Below are 18507 nucleotides of genomic sequence, written 5' to 3'. Positions count from 1 at the left end.
TCAGCCCTCCGTCGGCTTCGGCTCGGGGAGTTCAACCCCCGGAAAGATCTTGATGACCGCGCTGTCGTCCTCGGCTCCCAGGCCGGCCCCCGAGGCCTGCAGGAACATCTGATGCGCGGTGGCGGCCAGCGGCAGCGGGAACTTCTCCGGCCGGGCGGAGTCGAGTACGAGCCCCAGGTCCTTGACGAAGATGTCGACCGCGGAGAGCGGGGTGTAGTCGCCGGCGAGCACGTGTGCCATGCGGTTCTCGAACATCCACGAGTTGCCCGCGCTGTGCGTGATGACCTCGTAGAGCGCGTCGGCGGGCACGCCGGCCTTGATGCCCAGGGCCATCGCCTCGGCCGCTGCGGCGATGTGCACGCCCGCGAGCAGCTGGTTCACGATCTTGACCTTCGAGCCCGGCCCGGCGCGGTCCCCCAGCCGGTAGACCGTGCTGCTCATGGCCTCCAGCACCGGGTCGGCCACCGCGTACGCAGCGGCGGCCCCCGAGGTCATCATGGTCAGCTCACCGGCCGCCGCACGCGCGGCCCCACCGGACATGGGGGCGTCCAGGTAGAGCACGCCCTTCTCGGCAAGACGCTCCTCAAGCGCGGCGGACCACCCCGGATCGACCGTCGAACACATCACGAAGACCGCGCCCGGACGCAACCGATCGGCCGCCCCGTCCGGACCGAACAGCACCGTCTCGACCTGCGCCGCGTTGACCACCACGCCGACCAGCACATCCACGCCGGCCGCCAGCTCACCGACGGAGGCGAACGCCGTCCCGCCCTCTCGGGCGAAGTCCGCGGCCACCTCCGGCCGCAGGTCGTGGACCCCCACGTGGTATCCCGCGGCGCGCAGGCTCCGGGCCATGCCGAGCCCCATGGCCCCGAGCCCCACCACACCCACGCGCGGCCGCTCCGGCCGGTCCTGATCGTCCATGTCCACCCTCGTGTTCGCTACCGTCCGGGCGCCGTTCCGCCCCGAGGGGCGGCGCGATCGGGTCATATGATGACCTGAGGACACTTCACCGGTACATCGTGATGTCGGTCACACGAACTCTCCGGTGTGCGCCGTCCGCCTCGATGGAGATCGGCCGACGGGCCGCACGCACGGGGGTCGCGGGGCCGGACGGGAAGGCAGGTGTGCGGGCGATTCGGGCGCAGGAGTACCGTCGGAGGCGCCCCCCGGGCCGCGAAGTGAGGAGTCTGTTCACACCATGCCGCCAACCCCGACCCCGTTGCCGATGCCGTCCCCCGTGCCGTCGCGTCGGAGCCCGTCCCCCCAGCAGGACCTGCAGGGACACCCGAACCGCACCGCGCTGGTCGAGGACCTGATGCAGCGCTTCCCGCACATCCCGCAGGAAGCGGTGATCAAGGAGGACCTGCTCCGGGGCGGGATGGCCTTCGACGACTCGGCGCTCAGCGACACCACCGACGAGGCGACCGGCGAGGTCAAGCCGAAGTCCTACTTCATCTTCTCCTTCGACCACCGCACCCTGCCCGAGCTGGGCGAGGCCGCGCTGCGGCGGCCACCGGAGGAGGTCGTCCTCACCGGCGGCCCGTACGACCTGCGCCGCACCGTCGTCTCGGTACGCGTGAACCCCGACTCGCCCTACCGAGTACAGGCCGGCGAGGACGGCTCCCTCGGGCTGTACCTGGACGGCAAGCGGATCGCGGACGTCGGCCTGCCGCCGATGCCGGACTACTACCGGCACACGCTGGCCAACGGCAAGTCGGTGATGGAGGTGGCGCCCACCATCCAGTGGGGCTACCTGATCTACCTGACGGTCTTCCGGGTCTGCCAGTACTTCGGCGCCAAGGAGGAGTGCCAGTACTGCGACATCAACCACAACTGGCGCCAGCACAAGGCCGCCGGGCGCCCGTACACCGGCGTGAAGCCCGTCGAGGAGGTACTGGAGGCGCTGCAGATCATCGCCGACCACGACACCCTCGGCGCCTCCAGCGCGTACACCCTCACCGGTGGCTCGATCACCTCCAAGGTGCAGGGCATGGACGAGGCGGACTTCTACGGGATGTACGCCAAGGCCATCGAGGAGCGGTTCCCCGGCCGCTGGACCGGCAAGGTCGTCGCGCAGGCGCTGCCCAAGGACGACGTCAAGCGCTTCCACGACTACGGCATCCGCATCTACCACCCCAACTTCGAGGTGTGGGACAAGCGCCTCTTCGAGCTGTACTGCCCCGGCAAGGAGCGGTACGTCGGCCGCGAGGAGTGGCACCGCCGGATCCTGGACTCGGCGGACGTGTTCGGGCCGCGCAACGTGATCCCGAACTTCGTCGCCGGCGTCGAGATGGCCGCACCGTACGGCTTCGACTCCGTGGACGAGGCCATCGCCTCCACCACCGAGGGCCTGGACTTCTTCATGTCCAACGGCATCACCCCGCGGTTCACCACCTGGTGCCCGGAGCCGACGACGCCGCTGGGCAGGAGCAACCCGCAGGGCGCGCCGCTGGAGTACCACATCCGGCTGCTGGACGCCTACCGCTCGGCGATGCAGCGCCACGGGCTGTCCTCGCCCCCCGGTTACGGTCCGGCGGGTGCCGGCCGGGCGGTCTTCTCGGTCAGCTCGTTCATGGACACGCTCCCCGCGGAAGAGGGCGCCCCCGTCTCCGGCTAATAACCGCACGACGGATCACCCCCCTACCACACACCATCCTGCGCTCCGGCTGCCTCAGGGCATGCCGGAGCGCAGGTGTGTTTCGAGTGTCCCTGCCTACCCGTTATCGGTACCGGTGGGGTCCGTGATCCACCATGATGGGCGGTATGCCTTCTGTGCTGCTTGTGCTTGCTGTGCTCTGCACCGGCCTTTATGCCGGTTACCTGCTGGCTTTCCACTCGGGCGTGATGCCTGCCTTACGTGACGTAGGAGACGCCCAGTTCACGCAGGTCATGCGCTCGATCAATAAAAAGGTGCCGGGCCCGGTCTTCCTGCTGTTGTTCCTCGGCGCCGTCGGCCTGCCCGCCGCGTCCCTCGCGGTGGCCGAGGACGGGCGGACCGGTGCGGAACAGGCGCTGGTGGTGGCCGCGTTGGCGTGCTCGGCCGTAGGACATCTGGTGACCGCCGCCGGCAACGTACCGCTCAACAACGCCCTCGAAGCCGCGGAATCCGACGACGTACGCGCGTCACGTACCGCCTTCGAGTCCCGCTGGAACACCCTCCACCGCGTACGCACCCTGCTCGCCGTGGTGGCCTTCGCCCTGCTCGCGGTGGTGGCGGCATAGTTCTCCATCCAGAACGGCAGTCGAGGGGGGAACTCGTGAGCGGGATCGGGCTGGCCCTCCTCACTTGAGACGATCGCGTATGGAATTGAGCCTGGGAGCTATGTTCCGTCCAGGGTGATCGGGCTTGACTGAAGGCATGACCCACAGCACGAAGAACGAGAACCTGACCCTCGTCATCGGCGGCACCGGCAAGATCGGCCGCCGGGTGGCGGGCCGGCTCACCTCGCAGGGCCGTGCGGTCCGCGTCGGCTCCCGCACGGCCGAGCGGCCCTTCGTCTGGGAGGACGCCAGCACCTGGGGCCCCGCCCTGGAAGGTGCCGATGCCGCGTACGTCACCTACTACCCCGACCTCGCCTTCCCCGGCGCGAGCGAGACCATCGCCGAGTTCTCGCAGGTCGCCGTCGCGCACGGCACACGCCGCCTGGTCCTGCTCTCCGGTCGGGGCGAGGAGGGCGCCGTCGCCTCCGAAGACGCGCTGAAGAAGTCCGGTGCCGACTGGACCGTGGTGCGCTGCAACTGGTTCAACCAGAACTTCAGCGAGAGTTTCTTCCTCGAGCCGGTGCTCGGCGGTGAGCTCGCACTGCCCACCGGCGACTGCGTGGAGCCCTTCGTGGACGCCGACGACATCGCGGACGTCGCGGTCGCCGCGCTGACGGACGACCGGCACGTCCACGCCACGTACGAACTGTCCGGGCCGCGGCTGCTCAGCTTCCACAACGTGGCGGACGAGCTCTCCGAAGCAACCGGCCGCACCATCACCTACCTCCCCGTGTCCACCGACGACTACCGTGCGGCCCTCGCCGAAGCCGGTGAACCGCAGGAGTTCGCCGACCTCTTCACGCTCATCCTGGACGGCCGCAACGCGAGCCTGGTGGACGGCGTCCAGACCGTACTGGACCGCGAACCGCGGGACTTCTCCGCGTACGCGCGGGCCGCCGCGGCCACCGGCGTGTGGAACGTGTAGGGCTCTTCCGGCCCTCCGCCGCCGGTCAGCGCACGGCGACTCCGGCCGGCCGGGTGTCCACGGCGCGCTCGAAGCCGCCCGTCGGGCCCGCGCGCCGCCTTCCTGTACGGCGTCTCCGTGCTGGTCACCCTCTGCGTGAACCTGCCGCTGAACCGGCGGCTGGCCCGCCACGGAACACCTCGCCCCGGCATCGACCTCACCGCCACGCGCCGGGAGTTCGAACGCCCCTGGCGTGCCGCCAACGTCGTCCGCACCCCGCCTACTGTAAGGACATGGACACCTTGACCGGTCTGCTGGAGAGCCCCAAGGCCCGTGGCGCGTTCCTCCTGAAGTCCGTCTTCCAGCCTCCCTGGGGACTGCGGATCGAGGACCGGGCGCCCCTGTCGGTGGTCACGATGCTGCGCGGTGACGCCTGGGTCCTGCCCGACCACAGCCGCCCCCTGCTGCTCCACCCCGGTGACGTGGCCGTCCTGCGCGGCCCCGACGCGTACACGTTGGCCGATCACCCGGACACCGAACCGCGCATCGTCGTCGGGCCCGAACAGCGCTGCAACACCACCGACGGCAAGGACGTCACCGAGCGCATGTCCCTGGGAGTGCGCACGTGGGGGCAGACCGACCGCGACGGCTCCTCCGTGATGCTCAGCGGCACCTACCAGGCCCCCGGCGAAATCGGCGCACGCGTCCTCGCCACCCTGCCGGTGCTGCTGGTCCGGCCGGCCTCCGCAGGGCGAAACCCGCTGATCGGCGTGCTCGCCGACGAGATCGACAAGGACGAGGTCGGCCAGGAGATCGTACTGGACCGGCTGCTCGACCTGCTGCTCATCAACGTTCTGCGTACGTGGCTCGCCGACCCGGAGTCCGGCGCACCGGCCTGGTTCCGGGCCCAGAGCGACCCGGTCGTGGGCCCCGCCCTGCGCCTGCTGCACGAACAGCCGGACCGGCCCTGGACGGTGGCCTCGCTCGCCGACTCGGTGGGCGTCTCGCGCGCCGGACTCGCCCGGCACTTCAGCCAGTTGGTCGGCGAGCCCCCGATGTCGTACCTGACGGGCTGGCGGCTCACGCTCGCCGCCGACCTGCTGCGCGATCCGGACGCCACCGTGGCGAGCGTGGCCCGGCGGGTCGGATACAGCGGGGCCTTCGCCCTGAGCGCGGCCTTCAAGCGGGTACGGGGCGTCAGTCCGCAGGAGTTCCGCAGGAGCGCGGCAGCACAGCCGGTACGCCGGACCGGCCTGTCCACGCAGACCGTGGTGCTGGAACGCTGACCGGCCGCGCCGACCTGCCGGGCGGACCGTCCGGCCACCGGGGCGCACCGCCGGTACCGGGCAGCAGGGGCACCGCGGGGAACCCCAGCTGGGCCAGACAGCGGCGCGCACGGGTGCGGGCAGTGGTGAACTGGCATACGCGGCGCGGCCTGCGCCCGGCCATCAACGCACGTTCCTCGGAGAACAACTCCCGTTGCTGGTGCTGGGTCCACAGCGATCGAGGAACTGCTGCCGGCGGGTGTGCGGGGGTCAGGTCGTACGAGGTTCCCGGCGTCCTGGCGCATGCATCTGAGCGTCCCAGCCATGGAGCAAGGCCTGGATCTCCGATGGTATGGCCCTGCCGCTGCGGCCCGCGTGCAGGTGACACGGAACCGGGACAACGGGCCCACCCCAAGAGACGCGCACAGCCCGGCAGCGGGACGAGCGCCGGCAATCAAGGAGACGGTATGAACGACAACACCAGGGGAATGTGGGGCCCGCCGGCACCGACCGGTCCCGCACGCCGCGGACGCCTGGCGGGCCCGCTCCTGGCGGCCTCCGCCCTCACCATGGGCCTCATGGCGGGCCTCTTCTTCGCGTTCGACGTATCCGTGATGCCGGGCCTCGCACGCTCCGACGCCGCCACCTACGTACAGGCCATGCAGAACTTCAACGCGGTCATCGACGGCAGCGGACTGTTCGGGCTGATCTTCGTCGGCGCCCTGCTGACCGCCGGCGTCGCGGCCTTCTACGAGTACCGGCAGGGCCGCCGGTCGGTAGCGGGCTGGGTGATCGCCGCCACCGCCTGCTACGTCGTGGTCCTCATCCTGACCGTGGGGGTCAACATCCCCCTCAACGACCAGCTGGCCCGGGTGGACAACGCGGACAAGGCCCACGTCCTCTCCGCCATCTCCGACTTCAAGGGCACCTGGGAAACGGCCAACATCGCCCGCACCCTCCTGTGCACCGCCGCCCTCGGCCTCCTGACCCGAGCCCTGATCCTCTACGGCCGCGCCACGTCATACGTCGCGCGCGTTGAGCCAAGAGAACAGTTCAACACTTCCCCACACCGGCCCATTCCGGCGCTGTCCACCGGAATGGGCCGGCTGCTGCCGCGGACCCAACATACTTGACCGATCGTTCTAGTACTGTCTAGGGTGCGGGCGTGGCCAGGACCAAGGAATTCGACCCGGACGCCGTACTGCAGTCAGCCCTGGAGCTGTTCTGGCGGCGCGGCTACGAGGCGACCTCGATGGCAGACCTCGTCGCACACCTCGGCATCGGACGCGCCAGCATCTACGCCACCTACGGCAACAAGCACGCGCTGTACCTCAAAGCGCTGGACCGGTACAGCGAGGACCGCGACCCACTCCTGCTGCGCGAACTCTCCTCAACGGGCCCCGCGCTGCCGGCCGTTCGGACGGTGGTACGGCGCTTCGCCGCCGAGGCGAGCTCCGACGACCAGCGCGCCAAGGGGTGCTTCGTCACCAACACGGCCGCCGAGCTGGGCGCGCACGACGCGGCAGCGGCCCGCCGGGTCGAGGCGAGCTGGGACCACATCGAGACCCTGCTGCACTCGGCACTGGCGCGGGCCCGCGCACAGGGCGAACTACCCGCGGATCGCGACCCGCGGTCGCTCGCACGGATGTTGCTGGTGTTGCTGCAGGGCCTGCGGGTCGTCGGCAAGGCATCGAACGATCCGGGCCGAGCGCAGGACGCGGCCGAGCAGGCACTCAGCCTGCTGACCTGAGCGGCACTCACCACTCAGCACAGCACCTGACACGGGGGGACCACCATCATGACCACACGCTTCACCGGTAAGACCGTCCTCGTCACCGGCGCAGGAACCGGCATCGGCCGGGCCATCGCTCTCGCCTTCGCCGCCGAGGGGGCCTCGGTGGTCGCGGCCGGACGTACCGCGACATCGCTCGACGAGACGGTCGCCCTGATCGAGAAGGAGGGTGGCACGGCGGCCGCGGTCACCGCGGATGTCTCCCGATCCGAGGACGCCAGGGCGCTGGTTCGCCGCACCGTCGAGCACTTCGGCACCCTCGATGTCGCCGTCAACAATGCGGGCGTTTTCCGGGGTGGCGGTCCTGTGGCCGATCTTCCGGAGGAGGACTGGCGCGCCCTGCTCGACGTCAACGTCACCGGCGTTCTGTTCAGCCTCCAGGCCGAGGTCGCCCAGATGCGCGACCAGCCCACGGGCGGCGCGATCGTCAACATCGCCTCCAACCTCGGTGCACACCGCCGCGCGCCGGGCCTGGCCGGCTACGTCGCCAGCAAGGCGGCAGTCTCCGCGTTGACCCGGGCCGCCGCTCTGGACCACATCGCCGACGGGGTCCGCATCAACGCAGTGAGCCCCGGCCCGTCCGCCACACCCATGTCGCTGCGCCCCGGCGAGACCGATGCCGATCGCGCCACTCGGATGAAGAGCGTGTCCCCGCTGGGGCGGGTCTCCGCCACCGCCGAGATCGCGGCAGCGGTGCTGTACCTGGCTTCGCCGGACGCCGCCTCCGTGGTCGGCAGCGACCTGGTCGTCGACGGCGGCGCGGCTGCCTGACAAGCAGGCGTCGCGCAACGTCCGCCTGTCCACCTGCACAGCCTCCCCGCGACGAACGGAGCCGCTCGATGAGTCGCCACCTGCAGATCACCTTCGACGCCCACGACCCGCGTGGCCTGTCGACCTTCTGGAGCGAGGTCCTGGGCTACCGCCTCCCCGGCCCGCCCGGCGTCGACCTGCCCGAGGGCGCCGACCCCTTGGCCGCGTGGGACGACTTCCTTGCGTGCATCGGCGTACCGGAGGAGCAGCGCAACACCAAGTCGGCCATCGAGGATCCGGAGGGGCACGGGCCGCGGGTGTTCTTTCAGCAGGTGCCGGAGGGAAAGGTCGCCAAGAACCGGGTGCACCTCGACGTCCGTGCGGCTCCCGGTCTGCAGGGGGAGGAACGGATGGCGGCGCTGGAGGCCGAGTGCGACCGGCTGGTCGCACTCGGGGCCGAACGAGTGCGCCGCGAAGAGCCCGCGCCCCCGCTCAGCGCCGGGTTCATCGTGATGACCGACCCGGAGGGCAACGAGTTCTGCCTGGACTGAACACACCGGCACCCCACGCCGGGCAATTGCTGTCGATGCGACTGCGCTACGACGAGTTCACACCCGCGCTTCGTCGAGCGAGGTGGCGACGGCGTCGAGGAGTTGATGCCAGGTGGCGGTCGACGCCTTGCGGGCGTCCCCTTCGAGTCGGCGCGTGATGTCATCCAGCCCGATGCCCAGCCCGGTGAGGGAGCCGAGCGTCCGCATGGCCTCCGATTCGGTCTCCTCCTCCCGGACGCGCTGGATGCCGCCGTGATCGGCGACCGCCCACAACAACTGCTCCGGCATGGCGCTGGCGGTACCCGGTACGAACAGTCCGTCGGCGTAGTGGGTGTCGCGGTACACCGGGTCGTGCACCGTCGTCGCGGCCCACAACAACTGCTGGCGCCTGGCCCCGAGCCGCGCGAACCGCTGCCAGGCGGCACCCTCGTACGTCCTCCGGTGTCGCGCGAGGACGAGCCGGGCGACGGTCAGCGCGGCTTTGCCGCGCAGGTCCCGCGCCGCTTCCGTACCGATCTCGTCGAGCAGCGGGTCCACCGCCCGGTCGATCGGGTTCACCTGGAACGAGGCGATGCAGTGCAGGTCCGCGAGCGGGCGGCCGGCGCGCGCGGCCAGCTCCAGGCCCGCCAGGTGTGCGTCGGCGACCTGTTGGTACCGCTCCGCGGAGAAGACCGAGGTCGCGTTCACTCCGATGCCTTCGGCCAGGCAGTCGCTGATCGCCTGCAGTCCCGGGTCGGTGGCCGGGATTTTGATCAGCAGATTGGGCCGGTCGATCTCCCGCCACAACCTGCGGGCCCGCTCCACCGTCGTCGCGGCGTCGTCGGCGAGCCGCGGGTCGATGTCGACCGATACCAGCCCGGTGCTGCCGTAGTGCGCGAGGTGGAGCGGCAGCAGCACGTCGCACACCCACCGGAGATCGTGCCCGGCAAGCTTCCACACGGCTTCTCCCACGGTGGCACCACGCGCCGCCAGCGTGCGCAGCTGGGCCGTGTAGGAGTGCCCGGCGGCCACCGCCTGGCGGAACAGTGCCGGGTTCGTCGTGACGCCGGAGACTCGCCAGTCCCGGACCAGGGCGGCCAGTGCGCCGCTGCGCAGGAGGAAGCGGCTGACGCCGTCGAGCCAGAAGGAGACTCCCGCGTCATTCAACCGCTGCAGTCGTGACGCGGTCATCAGGGTCGGCCGAGGGACGCGGCGCGGTGGTGTCGCGAGGACCGCACGACGGGCGGGGCGGTGAGGTGAGGCTGCGCGGTCACCGTTCGGTCAGGGCTCCTTCGGACGAGCTGCATGCTCCGACCCTGCCGCAAAGGGGCGGAGGATCAGAAGGGGACGGACCGGACTCCGTCAAGTAGCCGGCGCTGCGGTGCCGCCGTCACCCCTCCGACTGCGTATCGGGGCGGTTGCCGAGGGCAGTGGTCTCCCGTTGCTGCCGCAGGACGTCGCGCGCCCGCACCAGGCGCAACGCCAGCTGCATCTCCACCGCGCGCTGGCCCTTCTGCCAGCCGGGCCCGAGCAGTTCCGTGATCCGGTCGAGCCGGCGGGCCACGGTGTTGGCGTGGATGTACAGGGTCTCCGCCGCGCGGGTGGGGCTGTGGCCCGAGGCGAAGTACGCCTCCACGGTGCCGACGAGGTCGGCTCCGCGCTCGGTGTCGTGGTCCAGCAGCGGGCCGATCGCCGAGGCGACGAAGCCGTCGACGTCGCGGTCGTCGGAGAGCAGCAGCCCGAGGAAGCCGAGATCGGCCATGGAGGCCGCGGTGCCGGCCTCCCCCAGGATGGCCAGGGTGTCCAGGCAGCGCTGCGCCTCGTTGTGCACCCGGGCCACGGAGGCGAGTCCGGTGGCGGGCCCGGCGGCGCCGACGGTGACGGACAGGGCCAGGGAAGGTGACAGCTCGTTGTGCACGGCGCGCGCGGCGGCCGAGGCGTCGGAGCCGGGCAACAGCAGCACGATGCGCCCGTCCCGCACCGTCTTGAGCCCCTGATGCCGGTGGCTGTACGAGGAGGCCCACACGACGGCCTTGCCGTGATCGCTGCCTTCGGGCCGGATCGCCACGACGACGTACGCCTCCTCCAGGTGCACCTGGAGCCGCTGGGCGCGCGCGACGAGCCGGTGCGGCGCCCGCAGCGGCACGGCGAGGAGTTCGTCGAAGAACTCGTCACGGACCGGTCCGGCCGCGACCGCCGTGCTGCGCTGGATCACCAGCAACATGGCAACGGCCTGCCCGACGAAGCGGAAGAACCGCTGGGTGTCGGCGTCGAGCTCGACCGGCGTCCGGAGCAGGACGATGCCGAGGTTCTCGCCGCCCGCACCGACCGGCGTGGCCCAGAGGTCGGCGGCGAGGGCGACGGGCCCGCCCACGGCATGTGTCTCCAGGACGACCCGGTCCGTCACCGGGTCGGGGACACCGGCCGTCTCCCCCGCCGACGTCAGAATCCGCCCGTACGCGTCGCTGACCACCAATCCGCCGTCCAACGCCTGGGCGGCCGCGCTCGCGAGCTGCTGCAGGTCGCTGCCGTCGAGGACCAAGGAGGACAGCCGCGACTGGGCGTCCGCGAGGCGCTGCAGACGCGTGACGGTGGTGCGGGACTGCGCCCCGAGGGCCTCCAGTTCGGCGATCTCCCGCCGAGTGCGGTCGAGGAGTTCGGCCTTCTCCAGCGCGACCGAGGCGAAGTCCGCGAGGGAGCGCATCACGCTGATCTCGTCCGGCGTGAAGTGGCGCACCACCCGGTTCGCGCCGTAGAGGACGCCGATCGGGTCGCTGCCACGGAGGATCGGTACCGCCATGATCGCGGAGAGGGACTCCGCGCGGACGACCTCGTCGACGTCGTCCCAGTGCGGGATGCGGTCGTCGTTCAGGTAGTCGGTGGTCCAGAACGGCGCGCCCGAGGTGCGGACCAGCTCGCTCAGGCCGCGTTGTTTGCGCACCACGAGGCCGGCGTTGAGGGCCGTGGTGTCGCCGTCCGAGCTGTGGATGTAGGCATTGTCGTCGGCGTCGCGCAGGCTGACGTACGCCATGTCGAAGCCGAGCAGCCTGCGGGCGCGGCTCGTGACGACCTTCAGCAGGGTGTCGGGGCTGGAGGGCCCCGCCATGTCGTGCACGGTGTCCACGAGCCCGGTCATGAACGTCTCACGTCGGCGCCGCTGGCTGACCGAGGCTTGGACGTCGAGGGCCAGGTGCGTCGCGCGCTGGAGGTCGGCGAGCCGGTCCGGCGACAGTCGTTGCCGCTGGCCTCGCTGCAGCAGTTCATGGAACCGGTCAGGCGGTGAATCCTGTGCGAGCAGTTCCAGAACGGCAAGTGTCGGTACGTCGATGGACTCCTCGCCCTGCACCTTTGCTTCTCCCCCCGAGACCTCGAACGCGTCGAGCCGCTTGAATGTATGTGGCCGTGTGGGGCGAGTCAAGGTCGGGTCAAGTGGCCGGTCTGCTATAGCACGAGCCCTATGTGGCTGCGACATCATTCGGCAGCGGCGCGGTGTTGTGAGGCCACCTTTTGCCGGCCGACCGAATCGGCAACGATCACCGCGGGTGCCGCGGACCGCGTACCGCCGGAGGGGCGACGTCGTGCGCGGCTGTCATTGGCAATACGGGGGGACATTCATGACCGGTATCAAGAACTACCTGCATTCCCTGGAACGGAGCAGAGCGTCGCTCCTGCACAAGGATCGGCCCCGCACGTTCGCGATGGCGGGTGTCGATTGGGATCTGCTGGACGGTGTATTCGCGCCGCCTTTCTCGGCCTCGACCGGCGTCGCCATGGAACTGCTCGACCTCACCGGTCCCGACGCGCAGCCGTGGCACGGTTCGTTCCTGGAAGTCGGCTGCGGCACCGGAATCGTCGCCGTGTCCGCCGCGCTGGCCGGCTGCGATCGGGTAACGGCCCTCGACATCAGCGAACAGGCGGTACGGAACACCGCGGTCAACGCGGCGCGACACCGTGTCACCGACCGTGTGCGAGCCGTGCACAGCGACCTGTTCGACGGTCTTGTCCCGGGCGACCGTCACGACACCGTCTACTGGCACTCCAATTTCGTTCTGGCGCCGCCGGATTACCGCTACGCGACGATGCACGAGCGCGCCTACGTCGACCCCGGATACCGGGCGCATCGGCGCTATCTCGCCGAGGCACCGTCGTACGTCACGGCCGAAGGGCGCGTCCTGCTGCACTTCAGCGAGCGCGGCGACTTCGCGTCGCTGGAGGCGCTGGCCGAGGACTGCGGCCGGCGGCTCCAGGTGCTGCGCAACCGCACGGTGCGCGAGGGCACGGAAAGCGTCGAACACTTTCTCCTGGAGATCACGGAAACGGCGACGGGGCTGCGCGGAAAAGCCGACCGTACCGAATCCGGTAAAGCCGCACTCGCCTGAGTGCCCCAGCCCGTGCCGTCCGCTTCCCTAGTCGAGAAAAGACCGTGCGCACTCTACTGATTGACAATTACGACTCGTTCACCTACAACCTCCACCACTATCTGGCCCGGGTCAACGGAGTCGAGCCCGTGGTGCTACGGAACGACGACCCGCGGTGGGATCCGGCGCTTCTCGCCGCATTCGACAACGTGGTTCTCTCGCCGGGCCCCGGCCACCCCGGCAGGCGCGAGGATTTCGGCATCTGCCGGGAGATCGTCGAGCGCGGCGACATCCCGGTCCTCGGTATCTGCCTGGGTCATCAAGGGCTGGCGCTGCTGCACGGCGGAGCGGTCACCCGGGCGCAGGAGCCCCGGCACGGCCGCACGTCGATGGTGCGGCACACCGGCACCGGCCTGTTCCGGGGTCTGCCCTCGCCCTTCGAGGTGGTGCGGTACCACTCGCTGGCCGTTACGGAGCTGCCGGCCGCGATGGAAGCGGTGGCGTGGACCGAGGACGGCATCCTGATGGGGCACCGCCACCGGGACCGGCCGCAGTGGGGGGTGCAGTTCCACCCCGAGTCGATCCTGACCCGGTACGGCCATGAACTGTTGGCCAATTTCCGTGACCTGACGGCGGAGTGGCAGGCGGCGCAGGGGGCCGGTCGGCACCCGGCGCCGCGGGTCCGGGCGGCCGTCGAGCCCGCCCACCTCACGGCCCCCGGCACGCCTCCTGCTCCGGACGGGCCCGAGCCCCGCCGGCTACGGGTGGTGACGGAGCAGGTGCCGACGCGCTGGTGCGACGAGGTGGTGTACCAGCGGCTCTTCGGCCGGAGTGCGAACGCCTTCTGGCTGGACAGCAGCAGGCCCGACGCGAACGCCGGGCGCTTTTCCGTCATGGGCGACGCCTCGGGGCCGCTCGCGCGGGTGGCCAAGGCCGACGTGTGGAGCAGCACCGTCACGGTGAGCTCGGCCGACGGCCTGCAGATCGTCACGGGCGAGTTCCTCGACTGGCTCGACCGCGACCTACGCAGCATACGCACGGAACTGCCCGACGTGCTCTTCGACTTCGCCCTGGGCTGGGTCGGCTACCTCGGGTACGAACTGAAGTCGGAGTGCGGTGGCGCCCTGGTGCACCAGGCGGAGGACGCCGATGCCGCCATGGTGTTCGCCGATCGCGCGGTGGTCCTCGACCACCTCACCGGCGTCACCCATCTGATGGCGCTCGTGGCGGACGACGAACGGGACGCGCGTGCCTGGCTGGCCTCGACCGCGCGGACGCTGGACTCGCTGGCGGGCGTCGCTGCCGGGGAACCGGCCCGACCGGCCCCGGCCGCCGGCATCCGGCTGCGCCACGAGCGCGACGCCTACCTCGGGCTCATCGACGCCTGCCAGGACGAGATCGCCGCCGGGGAGACGTACGAGGTCTGTCTGACCAACCTCGCCGAGGCGGACTGCCCCGTCGACCCATGGGACGGCTATCGCGCGCTGCGCCGCTTCAGCCCCGCCCCGTACGCCGCCCTGCTGCGCTTCGGCGGGCTGTCCGTGCTCAGTACGTCGCCCGAGCGGTTCCTGCGGGTGAGCGCGGCGGGCGTCGCCGAGTCCAAGCCGATCAAGGGCACCCGGCCGCGCGGGGCGACGGCGGCCGAGGACGCCGCCATCGTCGAGGAACTGCGCACGAACGAGAAGGACCGGGCGGAGAACCTGATGATCGTCGACCTGGTCCGCAACGACCTCGGCCGGCGTGCCGAGCTCGGTTCCGTCGAGGTCAGCGGGCTGTTCGACGTCGAGTCCTACGCCACCGTCCACCAACTGGTCAGCACCGTAAGGGCCAGACTGCGGCCGGGCGGAACCGCCGTCGACTGCGTGCGGGACGCGTTCCCCGCCGGGTCCATGACGGGGGCGCCGAAGGTGCGCACCATGCAGATCATCGATCGGCTGGAGGGCGGACCGCGCGGCGTCTACTCGGGCGCCATCGGCTACTTCTCGCTGTCCGGGGCGGTCGATCTGAGCGTCGCGATCCGCACCGCCGTGGTCACGCCCGGACGCGTCCGTTACGGCGTGGGCGGCGCCATCGTCGCGCTGTCGGACGCGGCGGAGGAGTTCGAGGAGACCGCGGTCAAAGCGGCGCCACTGCTGATGCTCACCGGAGCCGATTTTCCGGGCCGCCGCAGGACCGACTCCGTCCCCGGCTGACCCGCCCCTCCGTGACCGGGTCCGCCACCACACCGAGATGGTGCTCCCGCCACCCTCACAACCGCCCACGGCCAGGACAAAAGGCGTTCCCCCGGCGGCCGTGTGGTGGGGGGACCACCACACGGAGGGGCACCGAGGGAGCCTCCACACCTCGTCCGCACGGCCCGTCCGGGGCGATTCTTGACGGCGAGCGAGGGAGCACTGTGCCAGAGGGGGAGACTCGTGAACGTGTCCGTCAGGGACGAAGCAGCGGTACGCGAGGGGTACTGGTCCGCGCCGCCGGTCGGTGTCGGCGGCAAGCAGGAGACGCGGGAAGCGGTGACCCGCAGACTGAGCGACGTGCTGTTCGCGTCGTTCGCGCGCCGGGACCAGCGCCGCAAGGGGGAGCAGTACCTGCGCGGGCTGCTGCAGACACCGGGCCGCAAGTCCATCCGGAACATCGCCGCCCAGGTGGGCGGTTCGGCCACCGAGCAGAGCCTGCACCACTTCATCAGCAGCTCCACCTGGGACTGGCGGCCGGTGCGCGAAGCGCTGGCCGGTCACCTCGCGCGGCTGGCCGAGCCGCGCGCCTGGGTGGTGCACCCCATGTCCATCCCCAAGGCCGGTGACCAGTCGGTGGGTGTGGACTACGGCGTCGACCCCTGCACCGGCGTCTTCCGCGGCCAGCGCGCCTTCGGCGTGTGGTACGCCACCGAGTCGTGCCACACACCGGTCAACTGGCGCCTGTTCCTGCCGGAATTCTGGATCGCCGACGAAGAGCGGCGGCGGCAGGCCGAGATCCCCGTGGCGGCGGGCCGGGAGACCCTGGAGCAGTGTGCGGCGACGGCCGTCCTGGGGATGATGCACACCTGGCAGGTGCCGGCCCGCCCGGTGGTGCTCAACACCCACCTCAACCGGATCGGGTCCACCCTCGGCCGGTTCACCGCCGCCGGTGTCCCCGTGATCGCGAGGATTCGCGGCACGGCCCGGCTCATGATGGGGGACCCGGCCCTGCCCGGCTACGCCGGAGGCGCGCTGGAGGCCCGGCGCATCCTCGCGGGCGTACGGGGGCTGCGCCGCCCCGTGAGCGCGGACGGCCCGGCCGACGGGCCGGGCGGGACGCTGGCCGTCGCGGTCCGGGTGGCATGCGTCGGCGAACTGCCGCGCCAACGACGCGGCACCGCGCACGAAGGCACCGGTGACCTCGTGCTCGTCGGGGAATGGCGGGATCCGCAGGGCCCGCCCACGGCCCTGTGGGTCACCAACATGGCCGCGGTCCCCGCGGGCGCGCTGCTGCAACTGACCAGGCTCGGCGGCCGGGCCTGCCAGGACCTCGCGGCCGCGGGCGAGGACGTGGGGCTCAAGGACTTCGAGGGCCGTTCCTTCCGTGGCTGGCACCGGCACATGACCCTGGCCTCCGCCGCTCACGCGGTGGCAGCGCTGGCCGGAGCCGACGACAGCACCCCGGGGCTGTTGGCCGGGAGTGGACTTGACGGACTCCGGGCCATCTGACGTAGTCGCGCCGGCGACGTTGGCGGGTCCCTGTGTGTCCCGCAGGATGGCGCGCACAGGGCTCGTGCAGGAACATCTGACGGCCCGGAGGGGGGCGTATTCGTGACAACCATCGGCAGCCCGGACGGTGCCGTCCGGCCCGGTTCCCAGAGCGTGGAGAGCGTGCCGATCGACCGGCTGGAGCCGTCTGACTCACCACGTGGCGGCGCCTGCGACGAGGGGCACGTCCGGGCGCTCGCCGGCTCCGGCCGGGAGTTCGAAGCCATCGTGGTGCACCGGCCGACGATGCGGGTCATCGACGGCATGCACCGACTCCACGCCACCCGGTTGCGCGGCCACCACACCATCGCGGTGCGCTTCTTCGACGGCAGCGAGGCCGACGCGTACGTGCTCTCGGTGCAGCTGAACGTCCGGCACGGCCTGCCGCTGTCCCGGGCCGAGCGCCGCGCCGCCGCCGAGCGCATCCTGCGCAGCCACCCCCACTGGTCGGACCGCGCCATTGCAGAGCGCACCGGTCTCAGCGGCAAGACCGTGGGCAAGCTGCGTACGAGTGCGAGTGCGGAAATTCCTCAGTCGCACACCAGGATCGGCAGGGACGGCACCGCACGGCCGCTCAGCAGCGTCGACGGCCGGCTCCACGCAGCCGGCCTGATCGCAACCGACCCCACCGTCTCGCTACGGCAACTGGCCCATGCGACAGGGTTGTCCACGGCCACGGTCCGCGACGTACGGGACCGGCTGCGGCGCGGCGAGGACCCCGTGCCCGGGGGCCGCCATACCGCCACCGGAGCGGCGCGGGCGGCCGTCCCACCGGCCGGCGAACCGTCCCGCCGGCCCGCCGCGCCGCCCGGCCGGGAACACCCGGCGGAGTGGCCGAACCCGGTGGCCACGGCCGTGCGCAAGCTGGCCAAGGACCCGTCGTTGAAGGGCAGCGAGCCCGGCCGCCGGCTGCTGCGGGCCATGCTCGTCACGGAGCTCTCCCCGCACGAGTGGCGACGGATCACGGCCGCCCTGCCCGGTCACTGCGCCCCGCTGGTGGCCACCGTCGCCGCCCAGCGGGCCGCGGAATGGCAGGCCCTGGCCGACGCGGCGTCGCCGCGCACCGGCGCCGCCTGACCTGTCCCCGCCTTCTTCGCCTTTTCTGAATTCCCGGACCAGCGCCGGGGCCGCCCGTTCCGACGGGCTGCCCCGGCGCGTCTGTATTTCGTCCCGAGGCCGACTGTGCATTCGGTGTCGATTTTCCTTCCGCACCCGCCGACCGGTCATTAAGCTGCATCGAGTCCGGCAGGAAATCGCCGTGACCGCTGCCGTGGACGAGCACCGTCCGGCCGTCCCGTGATGCGCTTCCCCACCGTTCGCACCGCCAACGCCTCGAAGCGCCCACGCCATTCATCCGGAAGTCATCAGCCAGAACCCGAGAGGGGTTTTCCATGTCCGGAACCACAGCTTCCCAGGGATTCACCGACGCGACCGAACTCCGCCGCGTGCACCGGGCCGTCGTGGAGCAGTACATGCACACCAAGGGCGAGGACCGCCTCCGGCGGCACGAGCTCTTCACCGAAGACGGCAGCGGTGGCCTGTGGACCACCGACACCGGCTCCCCCATCGTCATCAAGGGACGGGACCGCCTCGCCGAGCACGCCGTCTGGTCGCTGAAGTGCTTCCCCGACTGGGAGTGGTACAACATCCGCATCTTCGAGACGGACGACCCCAACCACTTCTGGGTCGAGTGCGACGGGCACGGGAAGATCCGGTTCCCCGGTTACCCCGAGGGTTATTACGAGAATCACTTCCTGCACTCGTTCTCACTGGAGAACGGGAAGATCAAGCAGAACCGCGAGTTCATGAACCCGTTCGAGCAGCTGCGCGCGCTCAGCATTCCGGTGCCCGAGATCAAGCGTGAAGGAATACCCACCTGACGGTTCCCGCTTCGGAGAACCCGGTTCTTCCCCCCTTGGAGC

At 70.9% G+C, this 18507-nt stretch carries 18 protein-coding genes; 14 read left to right on the top strand and 4 right to left on the bottom strand.

The genetic code is table 11. From position 1 onward, the window contains the following. Complete coding sequence (gene ltnD, locus IF20_RS19415; RefSeq protein ID WP_052866516.1) at positions 1-924, bottom strand: L-threonate dehydrogenase; 924 nt, start codon at positions 922-924, stop codon at positions 1-3. A gap of 394 nt (positions 925-1318) precedes the next feature. On the opposite strand from ltnD, the gene IF20_RS19410 reads away from it, so the two are divergent. The 5 genes from IF20_RS19410 (at position 1319) to IF20_RS19395 (ending at position 5454) form a co-directional block, all read left to right on the top strand. Next, positions 1319-2620 (top strand): radical SAM protein, encoded by a 1302-nt coding sequence (locus IF20_RS19410; protein ID WP_052866640.1) that lies wholly within the window; start codon positions 1319-1321, stop codon positions 2618-2620. A gap of 227 nt (positions 2621-2847) precedes the next feature. Then, complete coding sequence (locus tag IF20_RS19405; protein WP_324605581.1) at positions 2848-3225, top strand: DUF1772 domain-containing protein; 378 nt, start codon at positions 2848-2850, stop codon at positions 3223-3225. A gap of 136 nt (positions 3226-3361) precedes the next feature. Beyond that, positions 3362-4189: an NAD(P)H-binding protein gene (locus IF20_RS19400; protein WP_052866514.1), complete on the top strand. Its 828-nt coding sequence runs from the start codon at positions 3362-3364 to the stop codon at positions 4187-4189. Between the two features lie 102 nt (positions 4190-4291). Then, positions 4292-4474, top strand: coding sequence for an anthrone oxygenase family protein (locus tag IF20_RS40910; protein WP_407702529.1), 183 nt, complete (start codon positions 4292-4294; stop codon positions 4472-4474). Continuing rightward, positions 4462-5454, top strand: a complete 993-nt coding sequence (locus tag IF20_RS19395) for an AraC family transcriptional regulator (protein WP_052866513.1) — start codon at positions 4462-4464, stop codon at positions 5452-5454. The genes IF20_RS40910 and IF20_RS19395 overlap by 13 nt, the downstream gene beginning before the upstream one ends. Here the strand turns inward: IF20_RS19395 and IF20_RS40550 are convergent. Next, positions 5366-5821, bottom strand: a complete 456-nt coding sequence (locus IF20_RS40550; protein ID WP_267881140.1) for a hypothetical protein — start codon at positions 5819-5821, stop codon at positions 5366-5368. The two genes, IF20_RS19395 and IF20_RS40550, sit on opposite strands and share 89 nt — an antisense overlap. 79 nt (positions 5822-5900) lie before the next feature. Here IF20_RS40550 and IF20_RS19390 point away from each other — a divergent pair, with 79 nt between their 5' ends. The 4 genes from IF20_RS19390 to IF20_RS19375 all read left to right on the top strand — a co-directional run bounded on the left by IF20_RS19390 (position 5901) and on the right by IF20_RS19375 (position 8526). Beyond that, positions 5901-6566, top strand: coding sequence for an anthrone oxygenase family protein (locus IF20_RS19390; RefSeq protein ID WP_110944338.1), 666 nt, complete (start codon positions 5901-5903; stop codon positions 6564-6566). A gap of 32 nt (positions 6567-6598) precedes the next feature. Then, positions 6599-7183, top strand: a complete 585-nt coding sequence (locus tag IF20_RS19385; protein ID WP_052866512.1) for a TetR/AcrR family transcriptional regulator — start codon at positions 6599-6601, stop codon at positions 7181-7183. A 48-nt stretch (positions 7184-7231) separates the two neighbouring features. Beyond that, positions 7232-7996 carry an SDR family NAD(P)-dependent oxidoreductase gene (locus IF20_RS19380; RefSeq protein ID WP_052866511.1) on the top strand — a complete coding sequence of 255 codons (765 nt, stop codon included), beginning with the start codon at positions 7232-7234 and terminating at the stop codon, positions 7994-7996. Positions 7997-8064: 68 nt separating this feature from the next. Further along, positions 8065-8526 (top strand): VOC family protein, encoded by a 462-nt coding sequence (locus IF20_RS19375; protein WP_052866510.1) that lies wholly within the window; start codon positions 8065-8067, stop codon positions 8524-8526. A 57-nt stretch (positions 8527-8583) separates the two neighbouring features. On the opposite strand, the gene tal is transcribed toward IF20_RS19375, so the two are convergent. Together tal and IF20_RS19365 are read right to left on the bottom strand one after the other, a co-directional pair. Beyond that, entirely contained in the window at positions 8584-9696 is a 1113-nt protein-coding gene (gene tal, locus IF20_RS19370) for a transaldolase (RefSeq protein ID WP_110944337.1), read from the bottom strand. 199 nt (positions 9697-9895) lie between these two features. Further along, on the bottom strand, positions 9896-11851 hold the full coding sequence (locus tag IF20_RS19365) for a helix-turn-helix domain-containing protein (RefSeq protein WP_234426732.1): 1956 nt from the start codon (positions 11849-11851) through the stop codon (positions 9896-9898). Between the two features lie 268 nt (positions 11852-12119). On the opposite strand from IF20_RS19365, the gene IF20_RS19360 reads away from it, so the two are divergent. From IF20_RS19360 to IF20_RS19340, 5 genes are all read left to right on the top strand, one after another. Beyond that, positions 12120-12884, top strand: coding sequence for a 50S ribosomal protein L11 methyltransferase (locus tag IF20_RS19360; protein WP_110944336.1), 765 nt, complete (start codon positions 12120-12122; stop codon positions 12882-12884). Between the two features lie 44 nt (positions 12885-12928). After that, positions 12929-15055: an aminodeoxychorismate synthase component I gene (gene pabB, locus IF20_RS19355; protein WP_052866508.1), complete on the top strand. Its 2127-nt coding sequence runs from the start codon at positions 12929-12931 to the stop codon at positions 15053-15055. A gap of 318 nt (positions 15056-15373) precedes the next feature. Next, entirely contained in the window at positions 15374-16546 is a 1173-nt protein-coding gene (locus IF20_RS19350; RefSeq protein ID WP_456113437.1) for an IS701 family transposase, read from the top strand. Positions 16547-16648: 102 nt separating this feature from the next. Then, positions 16649-17662, top strand: coding sequence for a ParB/RepB/Spo0J family partition protein (locus IF20_RS19345; protein ID WP_199896660.1), 1014 nt, complete (start codon positions 16649-16651; stop codon positions 17660-17662). A 314-nt stretch (positions 17663-17976) separates the two neighbouring features. Then, complete coding sequence (locus tag IF20_RS19340; protein WP_052866506.1) at positions 17977-18465, top strand: PhzA/PhzB family protein; 489 nt, start codon at positions 17977-17979, stop codon at positions 18463-18465. Positions 18466-18507 lie beyond the last annotated feature (42 nt).

Origin of the sequence: Streptomyces niger, assembly GCF_000718305.1 — a bacterium.
Taxonomy (GTDB): Bacteria; Actinomycetota; Actinomycetes; order Streptomycetales; family Streptomycetaceae; genus Streptomyces; species Streptomyces niger.
This window is presented reverse-complemented; position numbering and strand designations above follow the sequence as displayed.